This is a genomic window from Ekhidna sp., from assembly GCF_965228795.1.
Classification (GTDB): Bacteria; Bacteroidota; Bacteroidia; order Cytophagales; family Cyclobacteriaceae; genus Ekhidna.
In genome coordinates this window covers 4,062,497-4,087,463 of record NZ_OZ245839.1, presented here as the reverse complement: position 1 = coordinate 4,087,463, position 24,967 = coordinate 4,062,497, and the positions used below count along the sequence as shown (strand labels likewise).

Here is a 24,967-nt window from a genome sequence, read left to right as displayed (position 1 = left end):
ATTATTAGAAAGAAATTTCAGCCTCAACCTGTGTACTTAATAAATCCCCTATCGTTTCTCTCCTACGAATTAAATGATCTTTTCCGTCTAGAACCATCACTTCGGCAGGACGTGGACGTGAGTTATAATTAGAAGCCATTGTAGAACAATAGGCGCCCGCATTTTTAAATACCAGTAAATCATTCTTTCTGACCTCCGGAATAATTCGATCGGAAGCAAATGAGTCTGTCTCACAAACGTACCCAACAACATTATAAACTTTCTTTTCCCCTTTTGGATTTGAGAGGTTCTCAATGTGATGGTACGCATTGTAAAACATCGGTCTGATAAAGTGATTAAAGCCCGTATCTAATCCTACAAACGTGCATGAAGTTGTCTGCTTGATAAGGTTGGCTTTTGCCAAAAAATAACCTGCATTACTTACCATGTATTTTCCCGGCTCAAACTCCAGGGTGTATGATTTTCCTTGCTTTTCGCAAAACTCATTAAAGGATTTGCTAAACTTTTTACCAAATCGGGCGATATCGGTATGAAGGTCATCCGGTTTATAAGCAACTTTAAATCCACTACCAAAATCAATGTGAGTGACCGTATCAAATTTTTCAACGACGCTGAAAACCAATTCTGCTGCCTTGATGAATATGTCTGCATCCAGGATATCTGAGCCTGTGTGAACGTGAACACCCATCACATTAACACCTAGTTTTTTTACAATCCGCTCGATATTAGGAACCTGGTGAATGGATATACCGAATTTTGAATCAATATGACCTACAGATATATTCTGGTTTCCCCCTGCCATCAAATGAGGATTGATACGGATATAGATTGGGATTTCGGGATGATTCATTCCGAAATATTCCAGGGTATAAAGGTTATCTACATTGATTTTCACTCCGAGCTCAATCGCTTGCTCATACTCTTCTGTTGAGATGTTGTTTGGCGTGAATAAGATATCGTCGGCGGGATATCCGGCATGAAGCCCTAGGTGCACTTCTTCAATGGAGACACAATCCAGTCCTGCACCCAATGATTTGAATAATTTAAGAACGGACTGATTATTTAACGCCTTGCAAGCATAATGTACTTTTAATTGATCCACTTCAAATGCCTTTGTGAACTGTTTGTAGTTCTCCTTCATTTGATTGGCATCATAAACATAAAGTGGTGAGCCATGGGTACTGGCTACATTCATCAAACTTGCATTTTTCATTTTCTAAATTTTGATCAGACAATTAAACAAAAAAACCGAAGTGTAAACTCCGGTTTTTGAAATCTCTTTATAAAGCATTTACAATAGCCGGATCTACAGAAATCGTTTTGATTTCTTATCAGATTTTCTCTTTTTATTTGTCCAGCTTGTAAACATGCCGCTAAATTAATCGCTTTTATCGATTTACAAAGGTTCCGCTTACAGATCCGGTAAGCTCAACCCCTTGCCCAAACGGGACTTCAAAGGTTAAGCTATATGTGCTTTCTGATCCGGATATCTTTACTATGCCGCCAGTGAACGCTTGTTTTCCTCCATCAGATGTAGTGACTTGAATATCTGCATATTTATCCGGGACATCCGTGCTGGTCTCATAATTTCCACTTGCAAGTGTGGATGTGCCTTTGGATGTTGCTACCACTGAGATTATTATTTGACTATCACTGGTGGAAACTCCCGTTGACGTTGGAGTCAATGTGCCATCAGCTATAAAAAACTCACCCTCTGCATTCCCATCTTCAACAGATAATGAAAATATACCATTTGAAATAGCGTACGATTCACCATCATATGTAACCGTTCCACTTAATCCAATCACTGTTGGCCCCTCATCATCCTTGCCACAAGATGAGATGAGCAGAAGGCCTGCGATTGTGATACTTAATGCAATTTTTTTCATGTGATTGTCTTTTAAATTCATAATTGGAATTGAGTGCTCGCCTCTCATATAAAACCAATACTAAAGTAATCAATTTGAGAGCTTATGCTCTAGCTGAAGTATTTATTAGAAATTTAGAATCAAGTCTTATTATCTCATTAAACTTGCTAAATGATGAAAGCTACAATTTGTCTTTTGATTTTGGCACTCTCCGGATTTAATCAGGGGCCGTTTAAGTTGGCAAAATTTGAAATGGAAAAAAGGACAAATAAAGATGGGAAGACCATGAAGATGACTGCTGATATTTATTTTTCATCTGCAGGCAATATGGTATCTCACTTTTTGTCACCAGCGGAGGTGTATATCATTAATAATGAAGAAGGGGAGTTGAAAATTTATAATCCTGAGGCCAATCAGGTATTTCAATCAACGAATTATCAAGCCGGGTCTCAAAACACTAACTTTTATTACTTCCTAAAAAACCAAACCGCTGATATGGGACTGAAGCGTGTTGGGTTTGAGCTGGATGGAATAAAGACTGAGGGGAATATGCTGATTAACTATTGGAAACCTCCTGAAAAAGTGGACGGGTTTGATCATATAGAATTGGTAAGAGAGTTTCGAAGACCAATATTTATGGGGTACAGAGACAGAAAAGGCAACTACATGAAGAAGGTCTACTATTACAATTATGAAAACATCGGGTATGGAATAGAATTCCCAATGGCGATCACAGAAATAGACTACTTCGAAGGTGACTCTATTGTGTCAAAGACAACCTTTCAGAATTTTAGATTTGATGATGAATCAGATTTCGAAATGCTTAATTTCAAAATTCCTGAAGATGCCGAATTAGTCAAATGAGATTAGCAATCATCGTATTTCTTACCTTGTGTGGACTGACCTCAACAGCTCAACTAACCGATTTGCAGTTAATTGAAAAGGCTATCCATAAACCTCAAAAAGCAGATAAAAGGAAGACTCACATCGAAGTAAATCAGTTTTTCGATACATGTATTTATGATCAAAAATGTGGCGTATTCATGTCCAGATCATTCAAACAATTTGATCCGATCAAAGGATTTTTCTTGAGTATTGATCGAAGATTCAGGTGCTCGGCACTGGTAAAAAGTCAGGCACTTCCTATCACCTTTAATAGCGATGGTTTTATCGTAAATCATGCAGAAGACTACTCATTTAAGAATAATTAGTATTGCCATTTTCCAATGCTTTTGTTTAAAGGTGAGCTGTCAGGAAAGCTTTCAATGGACTACTGACTTCATTCAGCACTTAAATGAAATTGAAGCATATGAGGAAGGAATATTTTTTATTGATAATCAAATGTCAAAGTTTAATGGTGCTCAAAGTGATTCATTAAACTATTACAAAGGCTATTTCAATTACGAACTTAAACGTATTGATCAATCCATACGTGCATTTGAAAAAGTACGCAATGAGTCCCACCCTCTCTTTTTAGAAGCTAAATTCCTAACCTCCTTTCAATACGCTTACACAGAAGATTATTCAAAAGCTAAGTTGCTTATCGAATTGGATCTGGATAGTAATGCCTTTTATCATGAATTGAAGTTGTTGGAATTATCAGGGATTGCACTTTTAGAGCGAGACTTTGAAACGTTTCAAGCTTATTCAAAAGGATTTACAGGTAACTACTATCAGCTTGCTAGCGTCGAAGAGAACTTTAAGCTGAATCACGAAGGTCTGCTAAAGACCAGAAAAAAATCTCCTCTGCTGGCGGGAGTGTTATCAGGAGTAGTGCCAGGTGCTGGGAAGTTCTACGTAGGGAAAGCAGGTGAAGGGTACCTCACACTTCTACTTTCTACAATCGCCGGATTACAAATGAGAGAAGCTTACAAAAAAGACGGAATAAATAGCACAAGATTTAAGGTATTTGCAGGTGTATTCGGAGCGATATACGTCGCAAATATTTGGGGATCCGTGCTTTCGGTTAAGGTTTATAGAGAAGAAATTAATAAAACATATAATGAAGCCATTCTGCTTAATATGCATGTGCCTCTTCGCACCATTTTTAATTGAAGCGCAGGATGAAAGTGATGCTCATCTATTGTCATCGTGTGTGTCATTAGAGCAGCAGATATTTTCTGAAAGTAGTCTTGAAAAAAAAGATAGTCTGCTCTTGGCTAAAGCAGTAGTCTATAAACAATACCAAGATTTTGAAAACGCTTTAAAAACCATTGATCGGATCAGCAATCTAGCAGGCCCAGATTTATCAAGCCGGGTAATGGACGAGAAGATCAAACTCAATTACTTAATGGGGAATCACAAACAAGTAAAAAACCTCATAGCAGAGACCATCTTTTTGGAAGATTATCAAAAATCTAAAGATATAATTCTGTTCGAATCCCTTAATTATGTAGCGCTGCAAGAGTTGGATCAAGCGAGAGAGAGTTTTGAAACATTAGTAAGAGATAAAGAGGTGATCACCCATGCCTTTAGAAAGGTAAAATTTAAAAACCCTGAGAAGGCTTTTATCCTGTCTTTTATTGTACCTGGATCAGGTCAGATTTATGCAGGAAGGACTTTTAAAGGGCTGCTCAGTTTAGGGGTTCAAGCGCCACTTTTTTATGTGGGCTTTAGTGGAATCTCTCGAGGATATGTTTTTACGGAATCTATCCCATCTATAGCGCTCTTTCAGGGATTTTATTTTGGTGGTGCTGAATATGCTAAGGAATTAGCAATAGAGTATAACCAAGCAACAATAGAAGAGTTGAGTTCCTCCATGATATCGGCCATAAAAAAAGAGGCCTCATTAAATTAAGGCCTCTCTCATTATCTATTAAGTGGTTATTTACCACATGATGAAAGCATTGCTGCCAACATACTTGCTGATGTCATCACTATTGATAATCAAAGCAATAAGATCTCCAAATGGGATAATTCCGAAGATTCCTCCAAATGTGAAGAAATAACCCAAGATAAGCACCCAAGTACCACCAAGGTATACTCTGTGAATAGCAAGACCTCCTAAGAAGAAGTCAATTACACAAGCAATCCACACATTTGGATCAGCCGCTTGAACTGACATCATATTGGCCATTTCAGCACCATTTTCAAATGGGTTAATTTGCTCCGAATTTTCCAGTAGATCTTCTACCGCGTTATCATTTATTTGATAGGAATTCGCAAATGAATACGAAATAAAACCTAACGTTAAGCAAAGTGTAAATAGTAATTTTTTCATGTGTTTTATTTTTTTATGAAGCTAAATAAAAACTTTCAGCATTAAAAAATATGTCTGAAATTTTCTACTTCGCAAAGGCTACAGCCCTTGTTTCACGTATCACAGTCACTTTTATTTGACCCGGATACTGCATGTCTTTTTCGATCTTCTGAGAAATATTGAAAGAAAGGTCACTTGCGTGCTTATCATCTACGTTCTCAGCATCTACAAGTACCCTGAGTTCTCTTCCGGCCTGAATGGCGTAACATTTATTGACACCATCAAAATTGAGAGCGATCCCTTCCAGGTCTTTCAATCGTTTCAGGTATTGTTCCATAATCTCACGTCGGGCTCCAGGGCGTGATCCGGAGATGGCATCACAAGCCTGTACAATAGGGGAGATCATAGAAGTCATCTCAATTTCATCGTGGTGTGCACCTATTGCATTGCAAACCTCAGCGTTTTCTTTATACTTCTGCGCCAGCTCCATACCTATGATTGCGTGTGGTTTTTCCGGCTCATCCGGCCATACTTTGCCTATGTCGTGTAATAATCCTGCTCGCTTAGCTAGTTTAGGGTTTAGCCCTAGTTCAGATGCGAGCGTAGCGCATAGATTGGCTACCTCTCTCGAGTGCTGGAGAAGGTTCTGACCGTACGAGGATCTAAATCGCATGCGACCCACCATCTTAATTAATTCCGGGTGCAGTCCGTGGATGCCCAGGTCTATCACGGTTCGCTCTCCGATCTCCACAATTTCATCACCTATATTTTTGGAGGTCTTATTAACGATCTCTTCAATTCTGGCTGGGTGAATTCTTCCATCCTGTACCAATCGATGAAGGGAAAGCCTTGCGATCTCTCTTCTTACCGGATCAAATCCAGAAATGATGATTGCCTCTGGCGTATCATCTACGATTATCTCTACACCGGTGGCAGCTTCCAGAGCACGAATATTTCGTCCCTCACGACCAATAATTTTCCCTTTAATGTCATCGCTCTCGATATTGAAAACAGAGACCGTGTTCTCGATGGCATGCTCTGTGGCAGTTCGCTGAATCGCTTCAACCACAACTTTTTTAGCTTCTTTGGTAGCTGTCATCTTCGCTTCTTCTACAATCTCTTTAATGTGGGCAGAAGCACTGGTTCTGGCCTCATCTTTCAATGCCTCCATCAGTTGCGCTTTCGCTTCTTCGGCAGGAAGATTTGCGGCTTTTTCAAGTATAGCTACTTGCTGTTTTTGCATCTTTTCAAACTCTTCCTTCCGCTGACGAGCGATCTCCATTTGATTAGCGAGCGTTTCCTTCAAGCTGTTGAGCTCATCTTCTTTTCGCTTCACCTGTTCAAATTGCTTATTCAGGTTGTTCTCTTTCTGTTTTAGCTTTTGCTCATTGGTGATGAGGATGTTTTTCTTTCGAGCCGACTCCTCTTCAAATTCACTCCGCATTTTAAAGAACTGCTCTTTGGCTTCATGAATCTTGTCTTTTTTTATGCTTTCAGCAGTAACCTCAGCCTCTTTGAGGATAAGCTTGCTTTGTTCTTCAGCTTCCTTTACTTTTTTGCTGGCAGTTTTGCCCTGCATTGATCTGCCAAGCAAAAGGCCAATAACAGCTCCTGCAACGACAGCAATTACGATAATTATTGTGGTGTCCATCTGTGTGTATTTGAGTGTATCAAATAACAGGACAGTCAGGCATATCTAAATCAAGGGCGATATATCAGATAGAGTTGCTTATGAGCTGGTTTAACTTAGAAATTTCACCTAATGCAAAGTCATCTGAAGCTTCTGAAGCTTCTTCACGTTTTAGCTTTTCCACAAGGCAATCAAAAGCTACCATGGCCACCAGATCTTGTGTATCATCGATACCGAACTGATTTTGGTAATTTTTTATTTTCTCATTTAATAATTTTCCTGCTCTTCGAATTCGTTCTTCATCCTCCGCTTTCACTCTCATGGGATACTCCCTGTTCCCAATTCTGATTTTTATGGATAGTTCTGCCATTCGGATGTCATTTATTTATTCTGCCAAATGGGCAATACATTTATCTATCTCCTTGATGTAGCCTTCTATCGTCTCTTTCAGCTGTACTGAATCTCCCTCACTGACTACCATGTTATTTGCTAATTTATTGATATTCATTTTGTTCTGAAAGCTATTTAGACTACTCTCATGAGTCTTCATTTTTTCTTTCAGTATGCCATTTTCATCTCTGGCGTGATTCAATTCATCCTTTAAGCGCTTATTTTCATTAAGCACCAGCTGAATTTTTCGCTCCAGATTTTGAAATTCACGATATAATTTTTCGCTTGGCATCTTTATTTACGTATTACAGCACCCAGCTCTTTTTCATAAAGACTCATGAGTGCATTCATACTTTTATCGATTTGTTTATCTGTTAAAGTTTTGAATTTATCTTGAAGAAAAAAACTAATTGCGTAAGCTTTTTTTCCTTTTTCTATCTTATCCCCCTCGTACACACTAAAAAGGTTCATTCTATTCAATAATTTCTTCTCTTGCTTGAAGGCAAGTTGCTGGATGTCAGCGTAAGATACACTTTTGTCCAGCACCAAAGAAAGGTCTCTTTTCACCTCCGGGAATTTAGGAATCGGCTCGTAAGCGATATCGGACTTGTAGACACTAAGGATTGTATCCCAGTCTAGTTGTGCATGAAATACATCCTGTTTTATGCCATAAATGGAAACCAATTCTTTTTTTAGCTTCCCAAGTAGGCCGAGCATTTTCCCCTCTTTCTTGACTACCACACCGTACTCATAAAGCGTCCCTTTCTCAGAAGGCACAATTTCTGTTTTCCGAATGCCGGCGTATTTCAGCATTCCCATTACAGCAGTGCTGAGGTCATGGAAAGAATTCTTTCTGGGCTCATCCAGCCAGTTTTCTTCCAAGGTGTTTCCAGTCAGGTAAAAAGATAGCCATTCGGTTTCCTTGTATTCACCTTCCTCTTTTTTGTAAGACCTCCCAAACTCAAAGAACTTGAGGTTCGGGTTTCTTCTGTTGATGTTATATGCTACAGACTCCAATGCTGTATACACTGGAGATGTTTTCATGATGGTCAATTCTTCACTTGAAGGATTCAGCATTTCAACCGGCTCACCACCTAATGGAAACTTTTCATGGTATTTCGGGCTAGTCAATGAGTTGGTAAGGATTTCAGAAAAACCATTTCCGGCTAAAAATCTCGATAGATCCTCCTGCACTCGGTATGGTTCAAATTCATTGAACTCAGCCAGGTAGTCAGCTGAGAAGTCTTCGTCAAGTTCTACCTCATTGAACCCGTAGATTCGAAGCACTTCTTCCACTAAATCTGCCGGACGTGTCACGTCACTTCTATAAGCAGGCACTATGGCTTTAAAGCCTTCTTTAGTGATATCTTCTGTTTTGATATCCAAAGCATTGAGAGTGTCAATGATCAGCTTGTGATCCAATGACTTGCCTATCAACCAATGGAAATGCTGGAAAGTGATATCAATTTTCTTTTCTTTGATCGGTTCTGGATAGATATCAACTACTTCGGAAGAAACTTTTCCTCCGGCGATATCCAGAATTAACGTAGTAGCAAGTTTCAGCGCCTCTATCGTAATTTCAGGATCTGTGCCCCGCTCGTACCTAAAAGAGGCATCAGTGGATAGTGTGTGTCGCTGAGCAGAGGCTCTCACCCAGTCTGCAGAGAAGTATGCACTTTCAAGAAAGATATCTTTTGTGGATGCTGTCACTCCTGACTTGGTGCCTCCGAACACACCAGCAATGCACATGCCTTCACTTTTGCCATTACAGATCATGAGGTCTTTTTCGTGAAGCTCTCTTTCTTTTTCGTCAAGCGTTGTGAATTTGGTTTTGTTAGGAAGTGTTTTCACCAGAACCTTATTCCCATCAATCCTATCTGCATCAAAAGCATGCATGGGTTGGCCAATCGCATGACATACATAATTGGTAATGTCTACAATGTTATTGATTGGCTCTAAGCCAATCGATCGTAGCTTCCATTGCAGCCAGTCAGGGGAGGCTTTAACTTCTACTCCACGAATAGTAATGCCGGAGTATCTTGGACATGCCTCGGTGTTTTCAACTACCACCTCAATGGGCTCATCGACATCTACTTTGAAATCTTTGATCTCAGGCAGCTTTAAATCCTTTCTAAAATATGCTTTCAGATCTCTGGCTGCACCCATGTGAGAAGTGGCATCCCCTCTGTTTGGGGTCAGCCCGATTTCAAAGACGTGATCCTCACCGGTTTCAAAGAGTTCTATTGCAGGTGTGCCATTGGGCTTGTCTGTATCCAACACCATGATGCCATCATGGCTTGTGCCCAAGCCAAGCTCATCTTCTGCGCAGATCATTCCTTCAGAAACCTCTCCTCTGATCTTGGCTTTCTTGATTTTGAATGGCTCGCCGTTAGTAGGGTGGATGGTTGAGTTAACGGTTGCCACTAGTACTTTTTGTCCGGCAGCTACATTGGGAGCTCCACATACGATATCCGATAGTTCATCAGCACCGATATCTACTTTAGTGACTTTGAGCTTATCTGCGTTAGGGTGTTTTTCACAGGACATGACTTCCCCTATAACAATCCCCTTTAATCCATCCGGAATTTTTTCTACTTTTTCAATGCCTTCAACCTCCAGACCTGTTTGGGTTAGGATGTCTCCGAGTTGCTCCGGCGTTTCTTTGAAGTTGATGTATTCTTTCAGCCAATTGTACGAAATCTTCATTCTACTCTATCTCTGAATTTAAGAGAGCAAAAATAAGGAATCTGTTAAGCTGTGTGTCGGGTTTGATGACCTAATAAGGATAATTCTTTTCACCTGCCTCGATTGCAACATCTAAAAGGTTTTCACGAGGGGGAAGGGGACAAGTAAAATCATCGAAATAGGCACAGTAGGGGTTATAGGCTTTATTAAAATCCAGTGTAACCTGATCTGATTTTCCAATTGCTACGTCCAGGTAGCGACCACCACCGTAAGTAGTGTCTCCACTGGTGGCATCACCGAATGCCAATAGGTATTGGTTGCCGAATCCCAGGGCTTTTAAAATAAGTAATGAGCATTTCTGACCCTTGATTTTGAATTGTACATCAGCAAACTTGAGATAGGTGGTTGTGGTACCGTCGCTATTGCCTAGTTTGAGTGTTTCTCGCTTGGTAAACCGGTTCAGTGTTCCATTTACTTTGTATTCCGGATTGGGCTCGAAGTATTCGACCGATTTATAGTCAACATCCTTTTGGACAAAAGGGCTTGCTTCTGACGTTTTGAAGAAGTCATGCCTGTCTTCCCAAAATTGATCGATCTCCTGCGAGTAGCTTTCATCGTTCCCTCCGGAGCGCATCATAAAGAATACGACTAGTGCAATCGGGATAAGGATAAGCCAGGCTTTTTTCATTTTTAACTAGTTATTAATTCCAACAACAAATAAAAACATTATTAATGTCCCCTCCCCACGCTCTCCCAATGCTACTAAGTTAAGGTCACTCCAGAATGGAGTCTTTACATATAAGTCAGCTCAACTTCTATGAAACCCAAAGATTCCATACTGGAATGACTTGTGAGGAGGAAGATGAAATTCAACTTAACGTCAGTCGAAGTAATAACAAGAAGAAAATGGCTAAAATCCCCTCCTTGGAGGGGTAGGGGTGGGTTGAAGAACCTACAAAAGTCCCTCATCAGCGAAGCTGAAAAATGAATGATCCGTAATAATGAGATGATCAAGTATGGATATGTCAAGCGATCGACCGGCCTCTTTTAAGCGCTTTGTCAGATTGATGTCTTCCTGACTGGGTTTTAGATTGCCACTGGGATGGTTGTGTGCGAGAATGAGGCCACTGGCCGTTTCCTCGAGCGCACGTTTGAAAATAATTTTCGCATCAACCACTGTTCCGGAAACACCACCCCGGCTGAGCATCTCTTTTTTGATCACTTCATTGTTTCGCTTTAATAAGAGCAACCAGAATTCCTCATGATTCAAATCCATCATATCACCCTGAAGCACCTGAAATGCATCGTGTGATGAAGTGATTTTGATTTTTTTGGACGGCTCGGATTCCTTTCGCCTTCTGCCTAGTTCAAGTGCTGCCACAATGGAGATTGCTTTAGCTTCTCCAATACCTTTGAATTTCTGAAGGTCTTTAACCGAAAGACGGGCAAGGTTGGCCAGGTTGTACTCGCACTGACTGAGAATGTGCTGTGAGAGCTCTACTGCCGTTTGTTCAGTATTTCCTGAGCCTATCAAAATGGCAATGAGCTCAGCTTCTGAAAGTGACGCCTTTCCTTTTAAAAGGAGTTTTTCTCTTGGACGATCTTCTTCTGCCCATCGCTTTATTGTCAAACGGTTATCTTCCATTCCGTTTGTAAATTAAAACCTCAAAATGAAAAAACCCTGTGCAATTGCTCACACAGGGTAAAAAAATATCTTTTATAAAGTCTTAAAGACCAGCTACGTGCTTAGTCAACTGTGACTTAAGGTGTCCAGCTTTGTTTTTGTGGATAATGTTTTTCTTAGCTAGTCTATCCACCATTGAAACAACCTGAGTTAGAAGCTCTTCGCCTGCTTTCTTATCAGTCGTCTCTTTTAGTCTTTTAATGAACGTACGCGTCGTTTTATGCTGATATCTATTTCTCAGTCTTTTCGCTTCGTTGCTTCTGATTCTCTTAAGTGCTGATTTATGGTTTGCCATAACGCTATTCTGTATTCCAAAAATTTAGGACGGCAAAGATAGGATTTTTCTTTTGAAATGTAAAAGCTTTTCCCAAAGAGAAATTAAGATCAGTTCTTTTGGCGGAATGCTGTCACATTCTGTGGCACAAAGATGCACGTTTATTAGATTTAGACCTATGAATGATTTTACTAAACCCCATCGCATATCCTCACTTAGTGAATACACCAGAAAGTATGATCAAAGTATTGAAAACCCGGAAGGTTTTTGGGCAGAAATAGCTGATTCTTTTGTCTGGAAGAAGAAATGGGATAAAACTTTGGAGTGGGATTTTAGAGGACCGGATGTCAAATGGTTTGTTAATGGTAAATTCAACATCACAGAAAATTTACTGGATAGGCATTTGGATGATAGAGGGGATCAAGTTGCAATTTTGTGGGAACCAAATGACCCTAAGGAAAAATCACAAGCAATAACATACAAAGAGCTTCATAGCCGTGTTTGTCAGTTTGCAAATGCAATGTCAGCAAATGGAGTAGGGAAAGGAGACCGTGTAATCATATATATGCCTATGGTGCCCGAAGCAGCAATTGCGATGATGGCATGTGCAAGAGTAGGGGCTGTGCATTCTGTTGTATTTGCAGGATTCTCTTCCAGTGCTCTGGCGGACCGCATCAATGATTGTCAGGCTAAAATGGTGCTTACATCTGACGGAAATTTCAGAGGTTCCAAGCAAATAGATGTAAAGGGAGTAGTGGATGAAGCATTGGAAAAGAGCAACAGCGTTGAAAAAGTAATCGTATTTCAGCGAACAAAGTCTGATGTGGCTATGAAAACCGGTCGGGATGTATGGTGGCATGACGCTATCAAGGATGTTTTGGATCAACACGATGCAGAAGAAATGGATGCTGAGGATATGTTGTTTATCCTTTACACTTCGGGTTCTACTGGCAAGCCAAAAGGGGTGGTTCATACCTGCGGTGGATATATGGTTTATACCTATTATTCATTTTTGAATGTCTTCCAATATAAACCAGGAGATGTTTACTGGTGTACTGCTGATGTAGGATGGATCACCGGTCACTCCTATATTGTATATGGGCCACTTCTTGCCGGCGCGACAACCATGATGTTTGAGGGGGTGCCGACCTACCCGGATGCCGGTAGGTTTTGGGAAGTGTGTGATAAGCATCAGGTCAATCAATTCTATACTGCACCAACTGCAATCAGAGCATTGGAAGCACATGGTCTGGAACCGATAGAGAAACACAAATTGGATTCTTTACATGTCATTGGTTCTGTAGGCGAACCAATCAATGAAGAAGCGTGGCACTGGTATCATGAACATATAGGAAAACGAAGATGCCCGTTGGTTGATACCTGGTGGCAAACAGAGACAGGAGGTATTATGATATCAGCGCTGGCAGGAATTACTCCGAATAAGCCGGCCCATGCTTCACTTCCTTTACCGGGAATTCAGCCGGTAATTGTAGATGCTGAAGGAAATGAGCTTGAAGGAAATAATGTTGAAGGGAATTTATGCATCAAGTTTCCTTGGCCTTCAATCTTACGAACGACCTATGGAGATCATGAAAGATGCCGGAACACCTACTTTTCTGCTTATAAGGATAAATACTTTACCGGTGATGGGGCTAAACGAGACCATGATGGATACCTGAGAATCTTGGGACGGGTAGATGATGTGATAAATGTATCCGGGCACAGGATGGGGACTGCAGAAGTGGAAAATGCGATTGATGAGCATCCAAAAGTGATTGAGTCAGCAGTGGTTGGATTCCCTCATGATATCAAAGGACAAGGTATTTATGCGTTTGTTATCGCAGAATCCGAAGGATTGGAAGAGGAAATAAGGCAAACAGTAAATAAAATGATCGGACCTATCGCCAAGCCCGATCACATTCAGTTAGTTTCTGATTTACCTAAAACACGCTCAGGAAAAATAATGAGAAGAATATTGAGGAAAATTGCCAGTAAAGAGACCGACAGTCTCGGAGATACCTCAACTCTTCTCAACCCTGAAATTGTTGATGAGATAATAAAAGGAGCGCATTAATTCTTATTGAATTCAGTTAGCAAGGTGTAACTAACCATATCTCCTTTTTTATTGTAATTCTCATTTTTCACCATACCAACACCCTTGGCAAACCAAGAGGCTGATGAGCTTTCTGTGGTTTTGTTCATCCCCATCATTTTCATAGTGACGGTGGTAGTCTGTGTTATTTTGAATGTCTCAAATGAACCGGCTAGGGTTTCCAGGGTTTCCATTTTCTCTACCTTGCGATCAGTTATTTTCATATCCATGGTGATATTCATAGCTGCAGCGCTAGTCATTTCGATAGTTACTTTCCCCTCCCCATCAGGAAGCGATTGCCCTTCTTCGAGATCGGCCGGAATAGTTATAAAATCACCCTCTACAGTGACTTCTGCATCTCCATATTGATCCAACATTCCCTCCGGAATGAAATTATTGAAATCCATTTTGATGGTATTGCCTTCACAGACAATTGTGTACTCCCCATCGGCCACTTCTTTGCCCTTTTTATCGTATATGACATTCTTAACAGAGGCAGAAGACTCATCTATTACAACAATTTCACTAAATGTTTTTCCCTGAACTTTCCCTTTTTTATCATAGGTCGTTTGCTCAAAGCTCACACCTTCTTCAAATGGAAAAAAGGAGTTGTCACATTGAGCGTTCAAGGCCAGTGTACTAATAGAAAATATTAGGATGAGTATTTTTTTCATGATGTATGATTTTGGTCAGCGATCAATTTACATAATTATTTAATGAATAAATAGGATGTTTCAATGTAAGCGCAAATAAAAAGCCCCATCTGCTTTACAGCGACAGGGCTTTAAAAGAATTACACTTATTTACTTTAAGAGCCGCACATCTCGCAATCATCCGGATTATCAAGCGAGCACTGCATGGCTGCTTGTTGATCAATCTGTGCTTGTGTCTGAGCGTCCGTTTGCTGTGCGGCTATGGCTTCCTTTGGCTGCTCTTGTTTTTCTTTTGAAACGGTAAACTTGATTGCATCTGTTGCTGCTTTGGTTCTCAAGTAATACATTCCTGTTTTAAGACCTTTTTTCCAGGCGTAAAAGTGCATAGAAGTCATCTTACCAAAGTTGGCATCCTGTAAGTGGATGTTCAAGCTCTGGCTCTGACAGATGTATGCACCTCTGTCAGCAGACATATCGATGATCGCTTTCTGAGAAATTTCCCAAACAGTCTTGTATCTTTCCTTAATCTCTTCCGGAATCTCCGGGATGTTCTGGATGGATCCATTTTCTGCTTTGATACGGTTCATCATACGCTCATCCCAAAGTCCAAGATCGATCAGTTCCTTCATCAGATGCTTGTTAGCCACGATGAACTCACCAGAAAGCACTCTTCTCAGATAAAGGTTAGAAGTATAAGGCTCAAAGCACTCATTGTTTCCTAAAATCTGAGAAGTAGAGGCTGTTGGCATAGGTGCTAGAAGCAGAGAGTTTCTTACTCCGTTCTTTTTCACTTTTTGCTTAAGATCTGTCCAGTCCCATCTACCGGAATCAGGAGTCACGCCCCACATATCAAATTGGAACACACCTTTAGAAACCGGAGATCCTTTAAACGTTTCATAAGGACCTTCCTCCACTGCAATTTCCATGGAAGTTTCCATTGCAGCAAAGTAAATGGTTTCGAATATCTCTTTGTTAAGCTTTTTAGCTTCCTCAGATTCAAATGCCATTTTCAGCAGGAGGAATGTGTCAGCAAGTCCCTGTACCCCAATACCGATAGGGCGGTGTTTCATGTTGGAGTTTCTTGCTTCCTCTACCGGGTAGTAGTTCACATCGATCACCTTATTCAGGTTTCTCGTAACTACTTTGGTTATTTCATAAAGCTTCTGATGATCAAACTTTCCATCGATAACAAATCTTGAAAGAGCAATAGAAGCCAGGTTACATACAGCAACTTCATCTTTTGATGTGTACTCCATGATCTCAGTACATAGATTACTGGATCGGATGGTACCAAGATTTTTCTGATTTGACTTCTTGTTGGCCGCATCCTTATATAACATATAAGGTGTGCCTGTCTCAATTTGAGCTTCAAGGATTTCAAACCAAAGGTCTTGCGCTTTAATGGTTTTTCTGCCTTTTCCTTCGCGCTCGTATTTTTCATAAAGCGCCTTAAACTCTTCGCCATAAGCTTCATAAAGACCTGGGCACTCGTCCGGTGACATGATTGTCCAATCTCCATTGCTTTCCACTCGCTCCATAAAAAGGTCAGGAATCCATAAAGCATAGAACAAGTCTCTTGCTCTCATTTCTTCCTTACCATGATTTTTTCTTAAATCAAGGAAATCGAAAATATCTGCATGCCATGGCTCAAGGTAGATAGCAAAACTTCCTTTTCTTTTACCGCCACCTTGATCAACATAACGAGCGGTCATATCAAAGTTTCGAAGCATTGGCACAATTCCGTTGGAAGTGCCATTGGTGCCTTTAATGTATGCGCCTGTAGCTCTTACATTATGAATGCTTAGACCAATTCCTCCAGCGGATTGAGAGATTTTTGCGCACTGCTTCAATGTGTCATAAATACCATCAATGCTGTCATCCTGCATGGATAGCAAGAAGCAAGAAGAAAGCTGTGGTTTCGGTGTTCCTGCATTGAAAAGGGTAGGAGTGGCATGTGTAAACCACTTCTCTGACATCAAATTATATGTCTTTATAGCTGAATCAATGTCCTCACCATGAATACCTACAGAAACTCTCATAAGCATGTGCTGTGGGCGCTCCACAATTTTGCCGTCAAGTTTCATCAGGTATGAACGCTCTAATGTTTTGTAGCCGAAATAGTCGTAGTTGTAGTCTCTATTGTAATCAATTGCATCATCCAACGTTTTTGCGTTCTTACGAATGATACCATACACTTCCTTGGAAAGAAGCGCAGCGTTTTCACCTGTTTTCGGATTAATGTACTCATACATTCTCTTCATGGTATTGGAGAATGATGTCTCTGTAACCTTGTGTAGGTTAGAGATTGAAATTCTTGCGGCAAGTTTTGCGAAATCAGGGTGACGTGTAGTCATTGTCGCTGCGGTTTCAGCAGCAAGGTTGTCCAGTTCGATGGTAGACACCCCATCATACAACCCATCGATTACCTTTTTGGCAATTTCTACAGGCTTTACATAGTCTGCATTTAAACCATAACACAGCTTTTCGATTCGAGCTGTGATTTTGTCAAATTTTACGGATTCTCTACGTCCGTCTCTTTTTACTACTAACATAAGGCTATTGTGCTAAGGTGATTACAATAATTATTTTTAAAAGTCTTCATCTAGTGAGAATTTGGATTTGCCGCTATCTCCATCCATTACTCCGGCTTTCTGGTACTCGCCCACTCGTTTTTCGAAGAAGTTGGTTTTACCCTGAAGGGAAATCATTTCCATGAAATCAAACGGGTTGGTTGAGTTGTATACTTTGTCACATCCGAGCTCATCAAGCAATCGATCGGCAACAAACTCGATGTACTGACACATTAAATCTGAATTCATCCCGATTAGTTTTACCGGGAGAGCATCTGTTACAAATTCTTTTTCAATTGTTACAGCATCCTTAATGATCTCCTGAACAGTTTCTTTCGGAAGCTGATTTTTTACATGATTATTATATAATAAGCATGCAAAATCACAATGAAGGCCTTCATCCCTGGAAATCAATTCATTGGAGAAGGATAGTCCTGGCATTAAGCCTCTTTTCTTAAGCCAGAAAATACTACAGAAGCTACCAGAGAAGAAAATTCCTTCTACTGCTGCAAAAGCAACGAGTCTTTCAGGGAAAGATCCTTCATCGATCCATCGAAGTGCCCAGTCAGCCTTTTTCTTCACACAATCCATGGTTTCGATTGCATTGAAGAGGTAGTCTTTCTCTTTCGGATCTTTTACGTAGGTATCTATTAATAATGAGTAAGTCTCGGAGTGGATGTTTTCAACGGCTATTTGGAATCCGTAGAAAAACTTAGCTTCTGTGTACTGTACTTCAGCAACGAAGTTTTCAGCGAGGTTTTCATTCACGATCCCATCACTGGCAGCAAAGAAAGCCAGCACGTGTTTGATGAAATGCTTTTCATCATCATTCATTGTATTACTCCAATCCTTGAGATCCTGACTTAGATCAATCTCTTCGGCAGTCCAAAAACTAGCCTCAGCTTTTTTATAAAACTCCCAGATGTCATTATGCTGAATTGGAAAGAGAACAAATCGGTCTTTATTCTCTTTTAGAATGGGTTCTTCTACATGTGCTGCTGTTTCGCTCATAATTTCCTGCTTTACGAATAGTTTTTATCTAATCCACAAACAATAAAAAACCCCTAAGCGTACTGTTTTTAGTATGCTTTTAAAAACTTTTTTAAGTCTCGGGATACAGCCCTAAGAGTGGTTTATTTTTTCTCGCGGCTTGTCTACAAATGTGTTAAAAACGACGCGAAATTCCAAGCAGTTATTACGGGTACGGAAGGTGTGATTTGGATATTAAATATTTACTATAACGAGTTGTATTTTAGTAGTTTAGGTTGCAATTTTGTAATTGCTACTTTGATGAAAACACGCAGAAATAGGGGTCAAAAAAAGTTAAAAAAAAATAAAAAATATTTTCCCTGAATTTTATACGCACTCTATGTTTGGATATTGATATTAGAATGGTATCTTTGCAATCCTTTTTTCAAAAGAAGATAAAATGTACGCGATAGTAGACATAGCTGGGAAGCAATATAAAGCAGAGAAAGACAAATTCCTTTACGCTCCACTAATGGAGGGTAAGGAAGGTGCTAAAGTAGACTTTGATAGAGTACTACTAGTAGATAATGATGGCAAAGTGAAGGTAGGAGCACCTACTGTTAAAGGAGCCAAAGTTTCTGCGAAAATTCTTGAGCATGTAAAAGACGATAAAGTAATCGTGTTCAAAAAGAAAAGAAGAAAAGGCTACCGAGTGAAAAATGGTCACCGTCAGCAGTTTTCTAAAATTTTGATTGAAGACATTAAAGGATAAAATCTCATGGCACATAAGAAAGGTGTAGGTAGTTCGAAAAACGGAAGAGAGTCAGAAAGTAAACGACTCGGTGTAAAAATCTTCGGTGGACAGCAAGCTGTAGCTGGAAACATCATAGTTCGCCAGAGAGGAACAAAGCATCACCCGGGAAATAACGTAGGTCTAGGCAAAGATCATACGCTATTTGCATTGGCTGATGGAGTGGTGAAGTTCCATAAAGGAAAAAAAGATAGATCCTACGTTAGCGTAGATCCATCTGCTTAATAATTCCCGAATTTTTTTAAGATTTTTGACTAGCTGCTATTAGTGGCTGGTATAAAGAAATTGCGTTTAAGCGATTTTAGGTTAGGTTAGTTAGAGACAAAAAAAGGGGTTCCATTTGGAACCCCTTTCTCTTTTATAAGCTATTAAGCTTTTTCTTTATTTTTCTTCGGTCTTCCCGGAAGCACAGTGTCAGGCTTGAAACCGTTCTTGTATCGCTTCTTTCTCGTTTTCCAAACCTTGTAATTGTTTTTGTTACCTACTTCAAACTGCCACTTCATGTGTTCTGATTTCGTTTTCCATTCCAGGTTTTCGAAATAGTTATTTCGTGGGTTATTGTCTTTATGAATGATCATGGTTTTACTAGGATCGTTGTTCTTCACAAAGACTTTTGCAGTTTCTTTGTGAGGATAAACAGTTCTCCTTTTTCCGTCATCATCAATCAAATCGAGGAAATAACACTTACATATTTTATTCCATCGCTGACGCATTAGTTTGCCTCGCAGCTTCATATGGGTTTTGCTTCCCTTGTGCCAAACTTTTCTGCTTTTGCTACGGATTTTACCTCGGTTGGAAATTTCATAATTGGAGAAGCCATCAATAGGTCTCCACTCTTCTTCTTTTTTCTGATCTGCCATTTAGCTCGCTTTTTTTGGTTTGTAAAACAAGCTGAGTACTTAATGATCATCAAATGTAACGATTTGCTATAATATTATCAAATGATAATTTGGAAACGTTATTTTTGATACTTCTTTGGAGCGTATAAAAATCCAAATGCCTCAGCTCCTTCCTTACTGTGTTTTTCATGGTGTACATAATGTGCACGCATGATTCTTTTCATGTACTTGCTCTTTGCTTTAAACGGAATTTTTATTCTTCGGTGTACAATAATGTCATGAAAAATAAAATAAAAAATTCCATAGCATAAAATTCCAATGCCCATATACAGTAGCCACCAAAATTGTTCATAATTATCATAGCCGATGTAGATGGTTAGAATGGACGGAATACTAAATACGACCGCAAATAAGTCGTTCATTTCAAGTGCATGATCATGTACTTTGTGATGTGATCTATGCCAACTCCATAATATACCGTGCATGATGTACTTATGTGTAAACCATGCTACACCTTCCATGAAAAAGAATGTACCTACGACAATTAAAATATTTACTAAGACGCTCATGTGTCTGTTATGATATTATAAAATTAACCTTGATTTACTCTACAATGAAATTGAGCTTATGTAAGAAGTAACACTTAACGAGTAGAAAGAGTTTTCTAACATTCGGCACTCTGATTCGCTCAGACTTTATTCTTTCAGGGGATAGTCTGGTGATCTTTTTAAAAAGTACTGTGTAATAGATATATGCCAGATAAACTCCGGCTCTAACACCCTTTGGTAGTTTTTTGATTCCTACCAGGGCTTTTTGGAAATCTTGTTTTATGTCTGCCTCTATTTCTTTTTTCTCATCATAGCTGAATCTTTCGAAATCAACTCCCGGAAAATACACTCTGCCACGTTCGTCATAATCACTCTTAATGTCTCGTAAGAAATTCACCTTTTGAAATGCAGAGCCGAGATGTTTCGCAGGTGCTAATAGCTCCTGATAGCGTGTTTCATCTCCATCAAGAAATACTTTTAAACACATCAGTCCAACCACTTCTGCACTTCCATAAATGTATTTCTGGTAGTCCGGATCCGCATAATCCGTCTTGCTAAGATCCATTTCCATACTCACTAGAAATGCTTCGATGAGTTCATGGTCAATATCATATTTATTAACCACTTTTTGAAAACTGTGCAGTACAGGGTTGAGGCTGATACCCTCACTTATTGCCGTATAGGTATCTTTTTTAAAGCGATTTAATAATTCACTTTTATCAAAATCATGGAAAGTATCTACTATTTCATCCGCATATCGAACAAAACCATAAATAGCATAAATGGAATCGTGATACCTACTATGTAGTGTACGTATTCCTAAAGAAAATGAAGTGCTGTAAGTTTTAGTAATCAACTTACTGCAATCGAAAGCAGTTTGTGTGAAGAGTTTTTCCATTAATTGCTAAAAATAGGAAAATCTTTTTCGATTTCTTTGGCCACTACCTCTCCTGATATCAAAGAGGGTGGTACTCCCGGTCCCGGTACTGTTAACTGCCCTGTATAAAATAAGTTTTTAAGTTTTTTATTCTTAAGCGATGGCTTCAAGATAGCAGTCTGTAAAAGCGTGTTTGCTAAACCATATGCATTGCCTTTAAAAGAGTGATAGTCTTCAATAAACTCTTTATGAGCATAGCTGGTCTTACTGACGATGTGGTCACGAATACTTTCACCGGTAAAGGATTCCAGCTTTTGAATTATTAGTTCATAATATTTTTCCCTGATTTCTTCAGTGTCTTCTATATCTGGTGCTACCGGAATGAGCACAACCAGGTTTTCCTGACCTTTTGGGGCTACCGTATCGTCTGTTTTGGAAGTTGCTGAGACATAAAGAAGTGGTTTATTTGGCCACTGTGGATTTTCATAAATCTCACTAGCGTGCTGTTTAAAATCTTCGTCAAAGAAGAGGGTATGATGTTCCAGGTTTGGAAGTTTCTTGTCTACTCCAAGGTAGAATAGAAGGGATGATGGAGCTAATACTCGTGAATCCCAATACTTTTTATCATAGTTCTGATACTCTTTGGGTAGAATATGTTGGTCGATGTGATGGTAATCAGCACCGGCGACCACTACATCACATTCATACGAATTCATTGATGTATTTACCGCCTGTACTTTTTTATCTGCGTATGAAAAAGATGTTACTTCTTCGCCGAGTTTCATCTCCACACCTAATTCGTTGGCCAGGTTAGTCATGCCTTTTACTACAGCGTTCATTCCTCCTTTAGGGTACCAGGTGCCGAGTGATAAATCAGCATAGTTCATTAAACTGTAAAGTGCAGGGGTGTTGTCAGCGGTAGCACCTAAAAAAAGAATCGGAAATTCCATGAGCTGAATTAATCGCTCATCTTTGAAATGTTTTCTCACATGTTTAGCAATGGAAGTAAAAACATCCATTTTGAGTAGCCCGAGCAATAGTCTGATATCGATAAACTCCAGAAGAGACCGGCTTGGTTTATATACCAACTTCTTAACTCCAACATCATATTTATATTTTGCTTGTCTAAGAAATGACTGAAGTTTTTTACTGCTACCTGGTTCAATACTCTCGAAGAGCTCCTCTAGTTCCTGCATGCTTGCAGGAATATCTATCGTATCATTCTTAAATTTTATTCGGTAGGATGGATCTAAACGATCAAGCTGGTAATAATCGGATACTTGTTTGTCAAAAGCATTGAAAAATTTTTCAAATACATCCGGCATCCAATACCATGATGGCCCCATGTCCCACGTAAAGCCTTTATCGCTATATGTCCGAGCCCTACCACCGGCTTGATTGTTTTTTTCAATGAGGGTGACTTTGTATCCCATTTTTGCCAGATGGCAGGAACAAGAAAGGCCGGAAAATCCGGCCCCTATCACTACTACTCTACTATGGAAATTTTTAGTTGGCATATACTTTTAATCCTTTCTTAAGCTCCTTTCTGGCAATGTGAATCCTATTTTTCACTGTACCTATAGGTATGTCTAGCTTGTCAGCAATTTCATGATATTTAAAGCCTCTAAAGTACATGGTAAAAGGAACTTTATACATGTCTTTTAATCCATTAATTGCTGCCTGAATATCATTCATTACGAAATTACCCTTGGCACCATTCTCGATAACTGTACTTGTGGAGTTAATAAAGTGATTATTAGTAGTCGTATCGATAAACGTATTTCTTCTTACCATACGCTGATAATTGGTGATGAATGTATTTCTCATAATCGTATACATCCATGCTTTAAGGTTAGTACCCTCCTGGAATTTATCTCTATTGTTGTAAGCTTTAAAAACGGTTTCCTGAAGAAGATCATTAGCTTCTTCTCCGTCCTTTGTCAACTTCAATGCGTATGGCTTGAGTGAACTGGTTAGGTTCTCAATTTTATAACCGAATTCTAAAGCTGTCATTTTGTTTAATGTTTAATTCAAAAACTTAAACGAAGTTAATAATATTTTGTTTAACATGCAAATTAAAAAGTTAAACAAACAAACTTTAGGATATTAAAAAGGGTGTTTTTAGCGAGAGAAAGTCTGTAACTCTTGCTTAGTAGTCAAGACAAATAAGTCTTCAAACTGATTAAGTACTTGCATGTTTTTGGGTGTGTGGATATCCTGCCCAACAACTCTACTACCTGTAATGTAGATTGAGCAATCCTTGAATTTATTTCCCAACCTATCCACATATTGTTGCACGCCTGAGGGATCGGGTGCTGTAGTCATTGCAGTTAAAATACATTTTGGTCGGAGTTTATGATAAACTTCCTCTAATGCATTTAGTGGTACTGTTTGTCCGAAAAAAATGGTTTTATAGCCTCTGGATCTTAGAATGTAATTTGCAAATAAGAGACCCAGCTCATGAAGCTCCCCCTCGGGAAGAAACAATAAAAACAGTGGACCATCATTCTTCGCACTGAGTTGATCAGTAGCTGTGATTATTTTTTGCCTGACCAGGTGTGTGATGAAATGTTCTTGAGCAGGGTTTATTGCATTGGTAAGCCAAAGTATTCCGATTTTTCGCATGAATGGATAAATAACATCCATCATTGCTCTTTCAAAACCATTTTGCTCAATGTTCGCATTTAATATATCACTGAAAATGGTCTCGTCCATGTCAACCATTGCCAATGTCAATGCACTTATCTGATCTTCATCTGATAGGTCATCCTTGCTTAAGTTATGAACCTCTTCCTGCATCATTTCAACAGGCATGGCTACAATCTTACTGATCTTCATGCCATGATTTTTCAATGTAGCAATGTTCAGTATGAGTTTGACATCCTCATCATTATAATAGCGTATGTTGGTAGCAGTTCTCTGAGGCGAGAAAAGATTATATCGCTGTTCCCATATACGAATGGTATGTGCCTTTATCCCGGATAAATGCTCAAGATCTTTAATTGAGTATACGCTCATCCCCATGATAACCTACCTTTGCGATACATTGTTTGAATCAAATCACACAAAAATACCGTTTTCTGAACGGGTCAAAAGCACACAATTAACCGGAATTATGATACTTTATAACGTAACTGTCAATATAGATAAGGATGTAGAATCGGATTGGATTGATTGGATGAAGGCCACCCACATCCCTGAAGTTATGGATACCGGCTTCTTTACAGAATATAGAATGATGCGAATGTTATCGCAAGAACAGGACGAAACAGGCTCGACATTTGCGATTCAATACATTGCTGAAACTCTGGGGCATCTTCAAACTTATCTTGATACTGTTGCCCCTAAGATTCAAAAGAAGTCTATCATTCGGTATGGTACGAAGATGGCTGCCTTCAGAACTGTACTTGAAGAAGTTTAGAAATCAATATTGCAGTTGAGCCAGTTGTCTTCAAAGGTGGTATCGTATTTTTTGTAAAAGTTGATTGCTGGTTCGTTCCAATCCAACACCTGCCACATCATGCCAGAGCAATTAGTTTCTCGTGCAATTTCAAGGGTAGCTTCAAAGAGCAGTTTTCCGGCTCCTTCACCTCGCTTAGATTCTGTGACAACTAGATCCTCCAGATAGAGGCGTTTGCCTTTCCAGGTGCTATATCTGTAGTAATAAATGGAGGTGCCTATTATTTTCTCATTTTCTTCAGCTACAAGAAAGCCGAACACCGGATGGTCACCGAATCCATCCACCTCCATTCTGGAGACAGTATTTGCAACCTGATCCAATGCTTTTTCATAAATGGCTAGTTCTTTTATGAGTTCCAATATTTCAGGTAGATCTTCTTTTCGTCCTTTTCTGATATCAATCATACTTCTAAATTAAA

The 24,967-nt window shown here is 39.5% G+C and carries 28 protein-coding genes; 8 read left to right on the top strand and 20 right to left on the bottom strand.

Features of this window, described 5'->3' with window-relative positions:
* Nucleotides 1–4: 4 nt before the first annotated feature.
* Nucleotides 5–1,213 carry a diaminopimelate decarboxylase gene (lysA, locus tag ACQK2H_RS18415; RefSeq protein WP_425392850.1) on the bottom strand — a complete coding sequence of 403 codons (1,209 nt, stop codon included), beginning with the start codon at nt 1,211–1,213 and terminating at the stop codon, nt 5–7.
* A 175-nt stretch (nt 1,214–1,388) separates the two neighbouring features.
* The gene (locus ACQK2H_RS18410; RefSeq protein WP_425392849.1) at nt 1,389–1,889 is read right to left on the bottom strand and encodes a hypothetical protein; all 501 of its coding nucleotides are present in this window, start codon (nt 1,887–1,889) and stop codon (nt 1,389–1,391) included.
* A 153-nt stretch (nt 1,890–2,042) separates the two neighbouring features.
* On the opposite strand from ACQK2H_RS18410, the gene ACQK2H_RS18405 reads away from it, so the two are divergent.
* The 4 genes from ACQK2H_RS18405 to ACQK2H_RS18390 are packed head-to-tail and all read left to right on the top strand — an operon-like array spanning nt 2,043 to nt 4,665.
* On the top strand, nt 2,043–2,732 hold the full coding sequence (locus ACQK2H_RS18405) for a LolA family protein (protein WP_425392848.1): 690 nt from the start codon (nt 2,043–2,045) through the stop codon (nt 2,730–2,732).
* Nucleotides 2,729–3,079 (top strand): hypothetical protein, encoded by a 351-nt coding sequence (locus tag ACQK2H_RS18400; protein ID WP_425392847.1) that lies wholly within the window; start codon nt 2,729–2,731, stop codon nt 3,077–3,079. The genes ACQK2H_RS18405 and ACQK2H_RS18400 overlap by 4 nt, the downstream gene beginning before the upstream one ends.
* Nucleotides 3,048–3,923: a hypothetical protein gene (locus ACQK2H_RS18395; RefSeq protein ID WP_425392846.1), complete on the top strand. Its 876-nt coding sequence runs from the start codon at nt 3,048–3,050 to the stop codon at nt 3,921–3,923. The genes ACQK2H_RS18400 and ACQK2H_RS18395 overlap by 32 nt, the downstream gene beginning before the upstream one ends.
* Entirely contained in the window at nt 3,871–4,665 is a 795-nt protein-coding gene (locus ACQK2H_RS18390; protein ID WP_425392845.1) for a hypothetical protein, read from the top strand. The genes ACQK2H_RS18395 and ACQK2H_RS18390 overlap by 53 nt, the downstream gene beginning before the upstream one ends.
* Before the next feature lie 30 nt (nt 4,666–4,695).
* Here the strand turns inward: ACQK2H_RS18390 and ACQK2H_RS18385 are convergent, their stop codons facing one another.
* The 8 genes from ACQK2H_RS18385 to rpsT all read right to left on the bottom strand — a co-directional run bounded on the left by ACQK2H_RS18385 (nt 4,696) and on the right by rpsT (nt 11,751).
* Complete coding sequence (locus tag ACQK2H_RS18385) at nt 4,696–5,088, bottom strand: NINE protein (protein WP_425392844.1); 393 nt, start codon at nt 5,086–5,088, stop codon at nt 4,696–4,698.
* A 64-nt stretch (nt 5,089–5,152) separates the two neighbouring features.
* Nucleotides 5,153–6,718 (bottom strand): ribonuclease Y, encoded by a 1,566-nt coding sequence (gene rny, locus ACQK2H_RS18380; protein WP_425392843.1) that lies wholly within the window; start codon nt 6,716–6,718, stop codon nt 5,153–5,155.
* 64 nt (nt 6,719–6,782) lie between these two features.
* Nucleotides 6,783–7,067, bottom strand: a complete 285-nt coding sequence (locus tag ACQK2H_RS18375) for a cell division protein ZapA (RefSeq protein WP_425392842.1) — start codon at nt 7,065–7,067, stop codon at nt 6,783–6,785.
* A gap of 15 nt (nt 7,068–7,082) precedes the next feature.
* Nucleotides 7,083–7,379: a hypothetical protein gene (locus ACQK2H_RS18370; protein WP_425392841.1), complete on the bottom strand. Its 297-nt coding sequence runs from the start codon at nt 7,377–7,379 to the stop codon at nt 7,083–7,085.
* A 2-nt stretch (nt 7,380–7,381) separates the two neighbouring features.
* A complete protein-coding gene (pheT, locus tag ACQK2H_RS18365) occupies nt 7,382–9,793 on the bottom strand; it encodes a phenylalanine--tRNA ligase subunit beta (protein WP_425392840.1) in 2,412 nt (803 codons plus the stop codon).
* A 70-nt stretch (nt 9,794–9,863) separates the two neighbouring features.
* On the bottom strand, nt 9,864–10,460 hold the full coding sequence (locus ACQK2H_RS18360; protein ID WP_425392839.1) for a DUF1684 domain-containing protein: 597 nt from the start codon (nt 10,458–10,460) through the stop codon (nt 9,864–9,866).
* Between the two features lie 264 nt (nt 10,461–10,724).
* Nucleotides 10,725–11,417: a RadC family protein gene (radC, locus tag ACQK2H_RS18355; RefSeq protein ID WP_425392838.1), complete on the bottom strand. Its 693-nt coding sequence runs from the start codon at nt 11,415–11,417 to the stop codon at nt 10,725–10,727.
* Nucleotides 11,418–11,499: 82 nt separating this feature from the next.
* Nucleotides 11,500–11,751, bottom strand: a complete 252-nt coding sequence (gene rpsT, locus ACQK2H_RS18350; protein WP_349563746.1) for a 30S ribosomal protein S20 — start codon at nt 11,749–11,751, stop codon at nt 11,500–11,502.
* 157 nt (nt 11,752–11,908) lie between these two features.
* Here rpsT and acs point away from each other — a divergent pair, with 157 nt between their 5' ends.
* A complete protein-coding gene (gene acs / locus ACQK2H_RS18345) occupies nt 11,909–13,804 on the top strand; it encodes an acetate--CoA ligase (RefSeq protein ID WP_425392837.1) in 1,896 nt (631 codons plus the stop codon).
* Here the strand turns inward: acs and ACQK2H_RS18340 are convergent.
* From ACQK2H_RS18340 to ACQK2H_RS18330, 3 genes are all read right to left on the bottom strand, one after another.
* A complete protein-coding gene (locus ACQK2H_RS18340; RefSeq protein WP_425392836.1) occupies nt 13,801–14,496 on the bottom strand; it encodes a hypothetical protein in 696 nt (231 codons plus the stop codon). The two genes, acs and ACQK2H_RS18340, sit on opposite strands and share 4 nt — an antisense overlap.
* 134 nt (nt 14,497–14,630) lie before the next feature.
* The gene (locus tag ACQK2H_RS18335; RefSeq protein WP_425392835.1) at nt 14,631–17,027 is read right to left on the bottom strand and encodes a ribonucleoside-diphosphate reductase subunit alpha; all 2,397 of its coding nucleotides are present in this window, start codon (nt 17,025–17,027) and stop codon (nt 14,631–14,633) included.
* A 36-nt stretch (nt 17,028–17,063) separates the two neighbouring features.
* Nucleotides 17,064–18,056 (bottom strand): ribonucleoside-diphosphate reductase small subunit, encoded by a 993-nt coding sequence (locus tag ACQK2H_RS18330; protein WP_425392834.1) that lies wholly within the window; start codon nt 18,054–18,056, stop codon nt 17,064–17,066.
* 418 nt (nt 18,057–18,474) lie between these two features.
* On the opposite strand from ACQK2H_RS18330, the gene rplU reads away from it, so the two are divergent.
* Entirely contained in the window at nt 18,475–18,786 is a 312-nt protein-coding gene (gene rplU, locus ACQK2H_RS18325) for a 50S ribosomal protein L21 (RefSeq protein ID WP_425392833.1), read from the top strand.
* Between the two features lie 6 nt (nt 18,787–18,792).
* Nucleotides 18,793–19,050, top strand: coding sequence for a 50S ribosomal protein L27 (gene rpmA / locus ACQK2H_RS18320; protein ID WP_425392832.1), 258 nt, complete (start codon nt 18,793–18,795; stop codon nt 19,048–19,050).
* Nucleotides 19,051–19,193: 143 nt separating this feature from the next.
* On the opposite strand, the gene ACQK2H_RS18315 is transcribed toward rpmA, so the two are convergent.
* The 6 genes from ACQK2H_RS18315 to ACQK2H_RS18290 form a co-directional block, all read right to left on the bottom strand.
* Nucleotides 19,194–19,685 (bottom strand): NUMOD4 domain-containing protein, encoded by a 492-nt coding sequence (locus ACQK2H_RS18315; protein ID WP_425392831.1) that lies wholly within the window; start codon nt 19,683–19,685, stop codon nt 19,194–19,196.
* A 98-nt stretch (nt 19,686–19,783) separates the two neighbouring features.
* Nucleotides 19,784–20,233 carry a beta-carotene hydroxylase gene (locus ACQK2H_RS18310; protein WP_425392830.1) on the bottom strand — a complete coding sequence of 150 codons (450 nt, stop codon included), beginning with the start codon at nt 20,231–20,233 and terminating at the stop codon, nt 19,784–19,786.
* A gap of 34 nt (nt 20,234–20,267) precedes the next feature.
* A complete protein-coding gene (locus ACQK2H_RS18305; protein WP_425392829.1) occupies nt 20,268–21,110 on the bottom strand; it encodes a phytoene/squalene synthase family protein in 843 nt (280 codons plus the stop codon).
* Nucleotides 21,110–22,606 (bottom strand): phytoene desaturase family protein, encoded by a 1,497-nt coding sequence (locus ACQK2H_RS18300; RefSeq protein WP_425392828.1) that lies wholly within the window; start codon nt 22,604–22,606, stop codon nt 21,110–21,112. The genes ACQK2H_RS18305 and ACQK2H_RS18300 overlap by 1 nt, the downstream gene beginning before the upstream one ends.
* A complete protein-coding gene (locus ACQK2H_RS18295; protein ID WP_425392827.1) occupies nt 22,596–23,102 on the bottom strand; it encodes an RNA polymerase sigma factor in 507 nt (168 codons plus the stop codon). Before ACQK2H_RS18295 ends, ACQK2H_RS18300 begins: the two co-directional genes overlap by 11 nt.
* Nucleotides 23,103–23,210: 108 nt before the next feature.
* Nucleotides 23,211–24,107 (bottom strand): MerR family transcriptional regulator, encoded by an 897-nt coding sequence (locus ACQK2H_RS18290; RefSeq protein WP_425392826.1) that lies wholly within the window; start codon nt 24,105–24,107, stop codon nt 23,211–23,213.
* Between the two features lie 97 nt (nt 24,108–24,204).
* On the opposite strand from ACQK2H_RS18290, the gene ACQK2H_RS18285 reads away from it, so the two are divergent.
* Nucleotides 24,205–24,510, top strand: a complete 306-nt coding sequence (locus ACQK2H_RS18285; protein ID WP_425392825.1) for a DUF4286 family protein — start codon at nt 24,205–24,207, stop codon at nt 24,508–24,510.
* Here the strand turns inward: ACQK2H_RS18285 and ACQK2H_RS18280 are convergent.
* Nucleotides 24,507–24,953 (bottom strand): N-acetyltransferase family protein, encoded by a 447-nt coding sequence (locus tag ACQK2H_RS18280; protein WP_425392824.1) that lies wholly within the window; start codon nt 24,951–24,953, stop codon nt 24,507–24,509. The genes ACQK2H_RS18285 and ACQK2H_RS18280 overlap by 4 nt on opposite strands.
* Nucleotides 24,954–24,967: the final 14 nt, after the last annotated feature.

What these genes read in the sequence shown, in the direction of transcription:
- ACQK2H_RS18315 (WP_425392831.1), bottom strand. Translation starts at nt 19,685, where the DNA reads ATGGCAGATCAGAAAAAAGAAGAAGAGTGGAGACCTATTGATGGCTTC.
- ACQK2H_RS18295 (WP_425392827.1), bottom strand. Translation starts at nt 23,102, where the DNA reads ATGACAGCTTTAGAATTCGGTTATAAAATTGAGAACCTAACCAGTTCA.
- rplU (WP_425392833.1), top strand. Translation starts at nt 18,475, where the DNA reads ATGTACGCGATAGTAGACATAGCTGGGAAGCAATATAAAGCAGAGAAA.
- ACQK2H_RS18335 (WP_425392835.1), bottom strand. Translation starts at nt 17,027, where the DNA reads ATGTTAGTAGTAAAAAGAGACGGACGTAGAGAATCCGTAAAATTTGAC.
- ACQK2H_RS18375 (WP_425392842.1), bottom strand. Translation starts at nt 7,067, where the DNA reads ATGGCAGAACTATCCATAAAAATCAGAATTGGGAACAGGGAGTATCCC.
- lysA (WP_425392850.1), bottom strand. Translation starts at nt 1,213, where the DNA reads ATGAAAAATGCAAGTTTGATGAATGTAGCCAGTACCCATGGCTCACCA.
- ACQK2H_RS18305 (WP_425392829.1), bottom strand. Translation starts at nt 21,110, where the DNA reads ATGGAAAAACTCTTCACACAAACTGCTTTCGATTGCAGTAAGTTGATT.
- ACQK2H_RS18285 (WP_425392825.1), top strand. Translation starts at nt 24,205, where the DNA reads ATGATACTTTATAACGTAACTGTCAATATAGATAAGGATGTAGAATCG.
- ACQK2H_RS18385 (WP_425392844.1), bottom strand. Translation starts at nt 5,088, where the DNA reads ATGAAAAAATTACTATTTACACTTTGCTTAACGTTAGGTTTTATTTCG.
- ACQK2H_RS18400 (WP_425392847.1), top strand. Translation starts at nt 2,729, where the DNA reads ATGAGATTAGCAATCATCGTATTTCTTACCTTGTGTGGACTGACCTCA.
- ACQK2H_RS18360 (WP_425392839.1), bottom strand. Translation starts at nt 10,460, where the DNA reads ATGAAAAAAGCCTGGCTTATCCTTATCCCGATTGCACTAGTCGTATTC.
- ACQK2H_RS18290 (WP_425392826.1), bottom strand. Translation starts at nt 24,107, where the DNA reads ATGAGCGTATACTCAATTAAAGATCTTGAGCATTTATCCGGGATAAAG.
- rpsT (WP_349563746.1), bottom strand. Translation starts at nt 11,751, where the DNA reads ATGGCAAACCATAAATCAGCACTTAAGAGAATCAGAAGCAACGAAGCG.
- ACQK2H_RS18340 (WP_425392836.1), bottom strand. Translation starts at nt 14,496, where the DNA reads ATGAAAAAAATACTCATCCTAATATTTTCTATTAGTACACTGGCCTTG.
- ACQK2H_RS18310 (WP_425392830.1), bottom strand. Translation starts at nt 20,233, where the DNA reads ATGAGCGTCTTAGTAAATATTTTAATTGTCGTAGGTACATTCTTTTTC.
- rny (WP_425392843.1), bottom strand. Translation starts at nt 6,718, where the DNA reads ATGGACACCACAATAATTATCGTAATTGCTGTCGTTGCAGGAGCTGTT.
- rpmA (WP_425392832.1), top strand. Translation starts at nt 18,793, where the DNA reads ATGGCACATAAGAAAGGTGTAGGTAGTTCGAAAAACGGAAGAGAGTCA.
- radC (WP_425392838.1), bottom strand. Translation starts at nt 11,417, where the DNA reads ATGGAAGATAACCGTTTGACAATAAAGCGATGGGCAGAAGAAGATCGT.
- pheT (WP_425392840.1), bottom strand. Translation starts at nt 9,793, where the DNA reads ATGAAGATTTCGTACAATTGGCTGAAAGAATACATCAACTTCAAAGAA.
- ACQK2H_RS18370 (WP_425392841.1), bottom strand. Translation starts at nt 7,379, where the DNA reads ATGCCAAGCGAAAAATTATATCGTGAATTTCAAAATCTGGAGCGAAAA.
- ACQK2H_RS18410 (WP_425392849.1), bottom strand. Translation starts at nt 1,889, where the DNA reads ATGAAAAAAATTGCATTAAGTATCACAATCGCAGGCCTTCTGCTCATC.
- ACQK2H_RS18395 (WP_425392846.1), top strand. Translation starts at nt 3,048, where the DNA reads ATGCAGAAGACTACTCATTTAAGAATAATTAGTATTGCCATTTTCCAA.
- ACQK2H_RS18330 (WP_425392834.1), bottom strand. Translation starts at nt 18,056, where the DNA reads ATGAGCGAAACAGCAGCACATGTAGAAGAACCCATTCTAAAAGAGAAT.
- ACQK2H_RS18280 (WP_425392824.1), bottom strand. Translation starts at nt 24,953, where the DNA reads ATGATTGATATCAGAAAAGGACGAAAAGAAGATCTACCTGAAATATTG.
- ACQK2H_RS18405 (WP_425392848.1), top strand. Translation starts at nt 2,043, where the DNA reads ATGAAAGCTACAATTTGTCTTTTGATTTTGGCACTCTCCGGATTTAAT.
- ACQK2H_RS18300 (WP_425392828.1), bottom strand. Translation starts at nt 22,606, where the DNA reads ATGCCAACTAAAAATTTCCATAGTAGAGTAGTAGTGATAGGGGCCGGA.
- acs (WP_425392837.1), top strand. Translation starts at nt 11,909, where the DNA reads ATGAATGATTTTACTAAACCCCATCGCATATCCTCACTTAGTGAATAC.
- ACQK2H_RS18390 (WP_425392845.1), top strand. Translation starts at nt 3,871, where the DNA reads ATGAAGCCATTCTGCTTAATATGCATGTGCCTCTTCGCACCATTTTTA.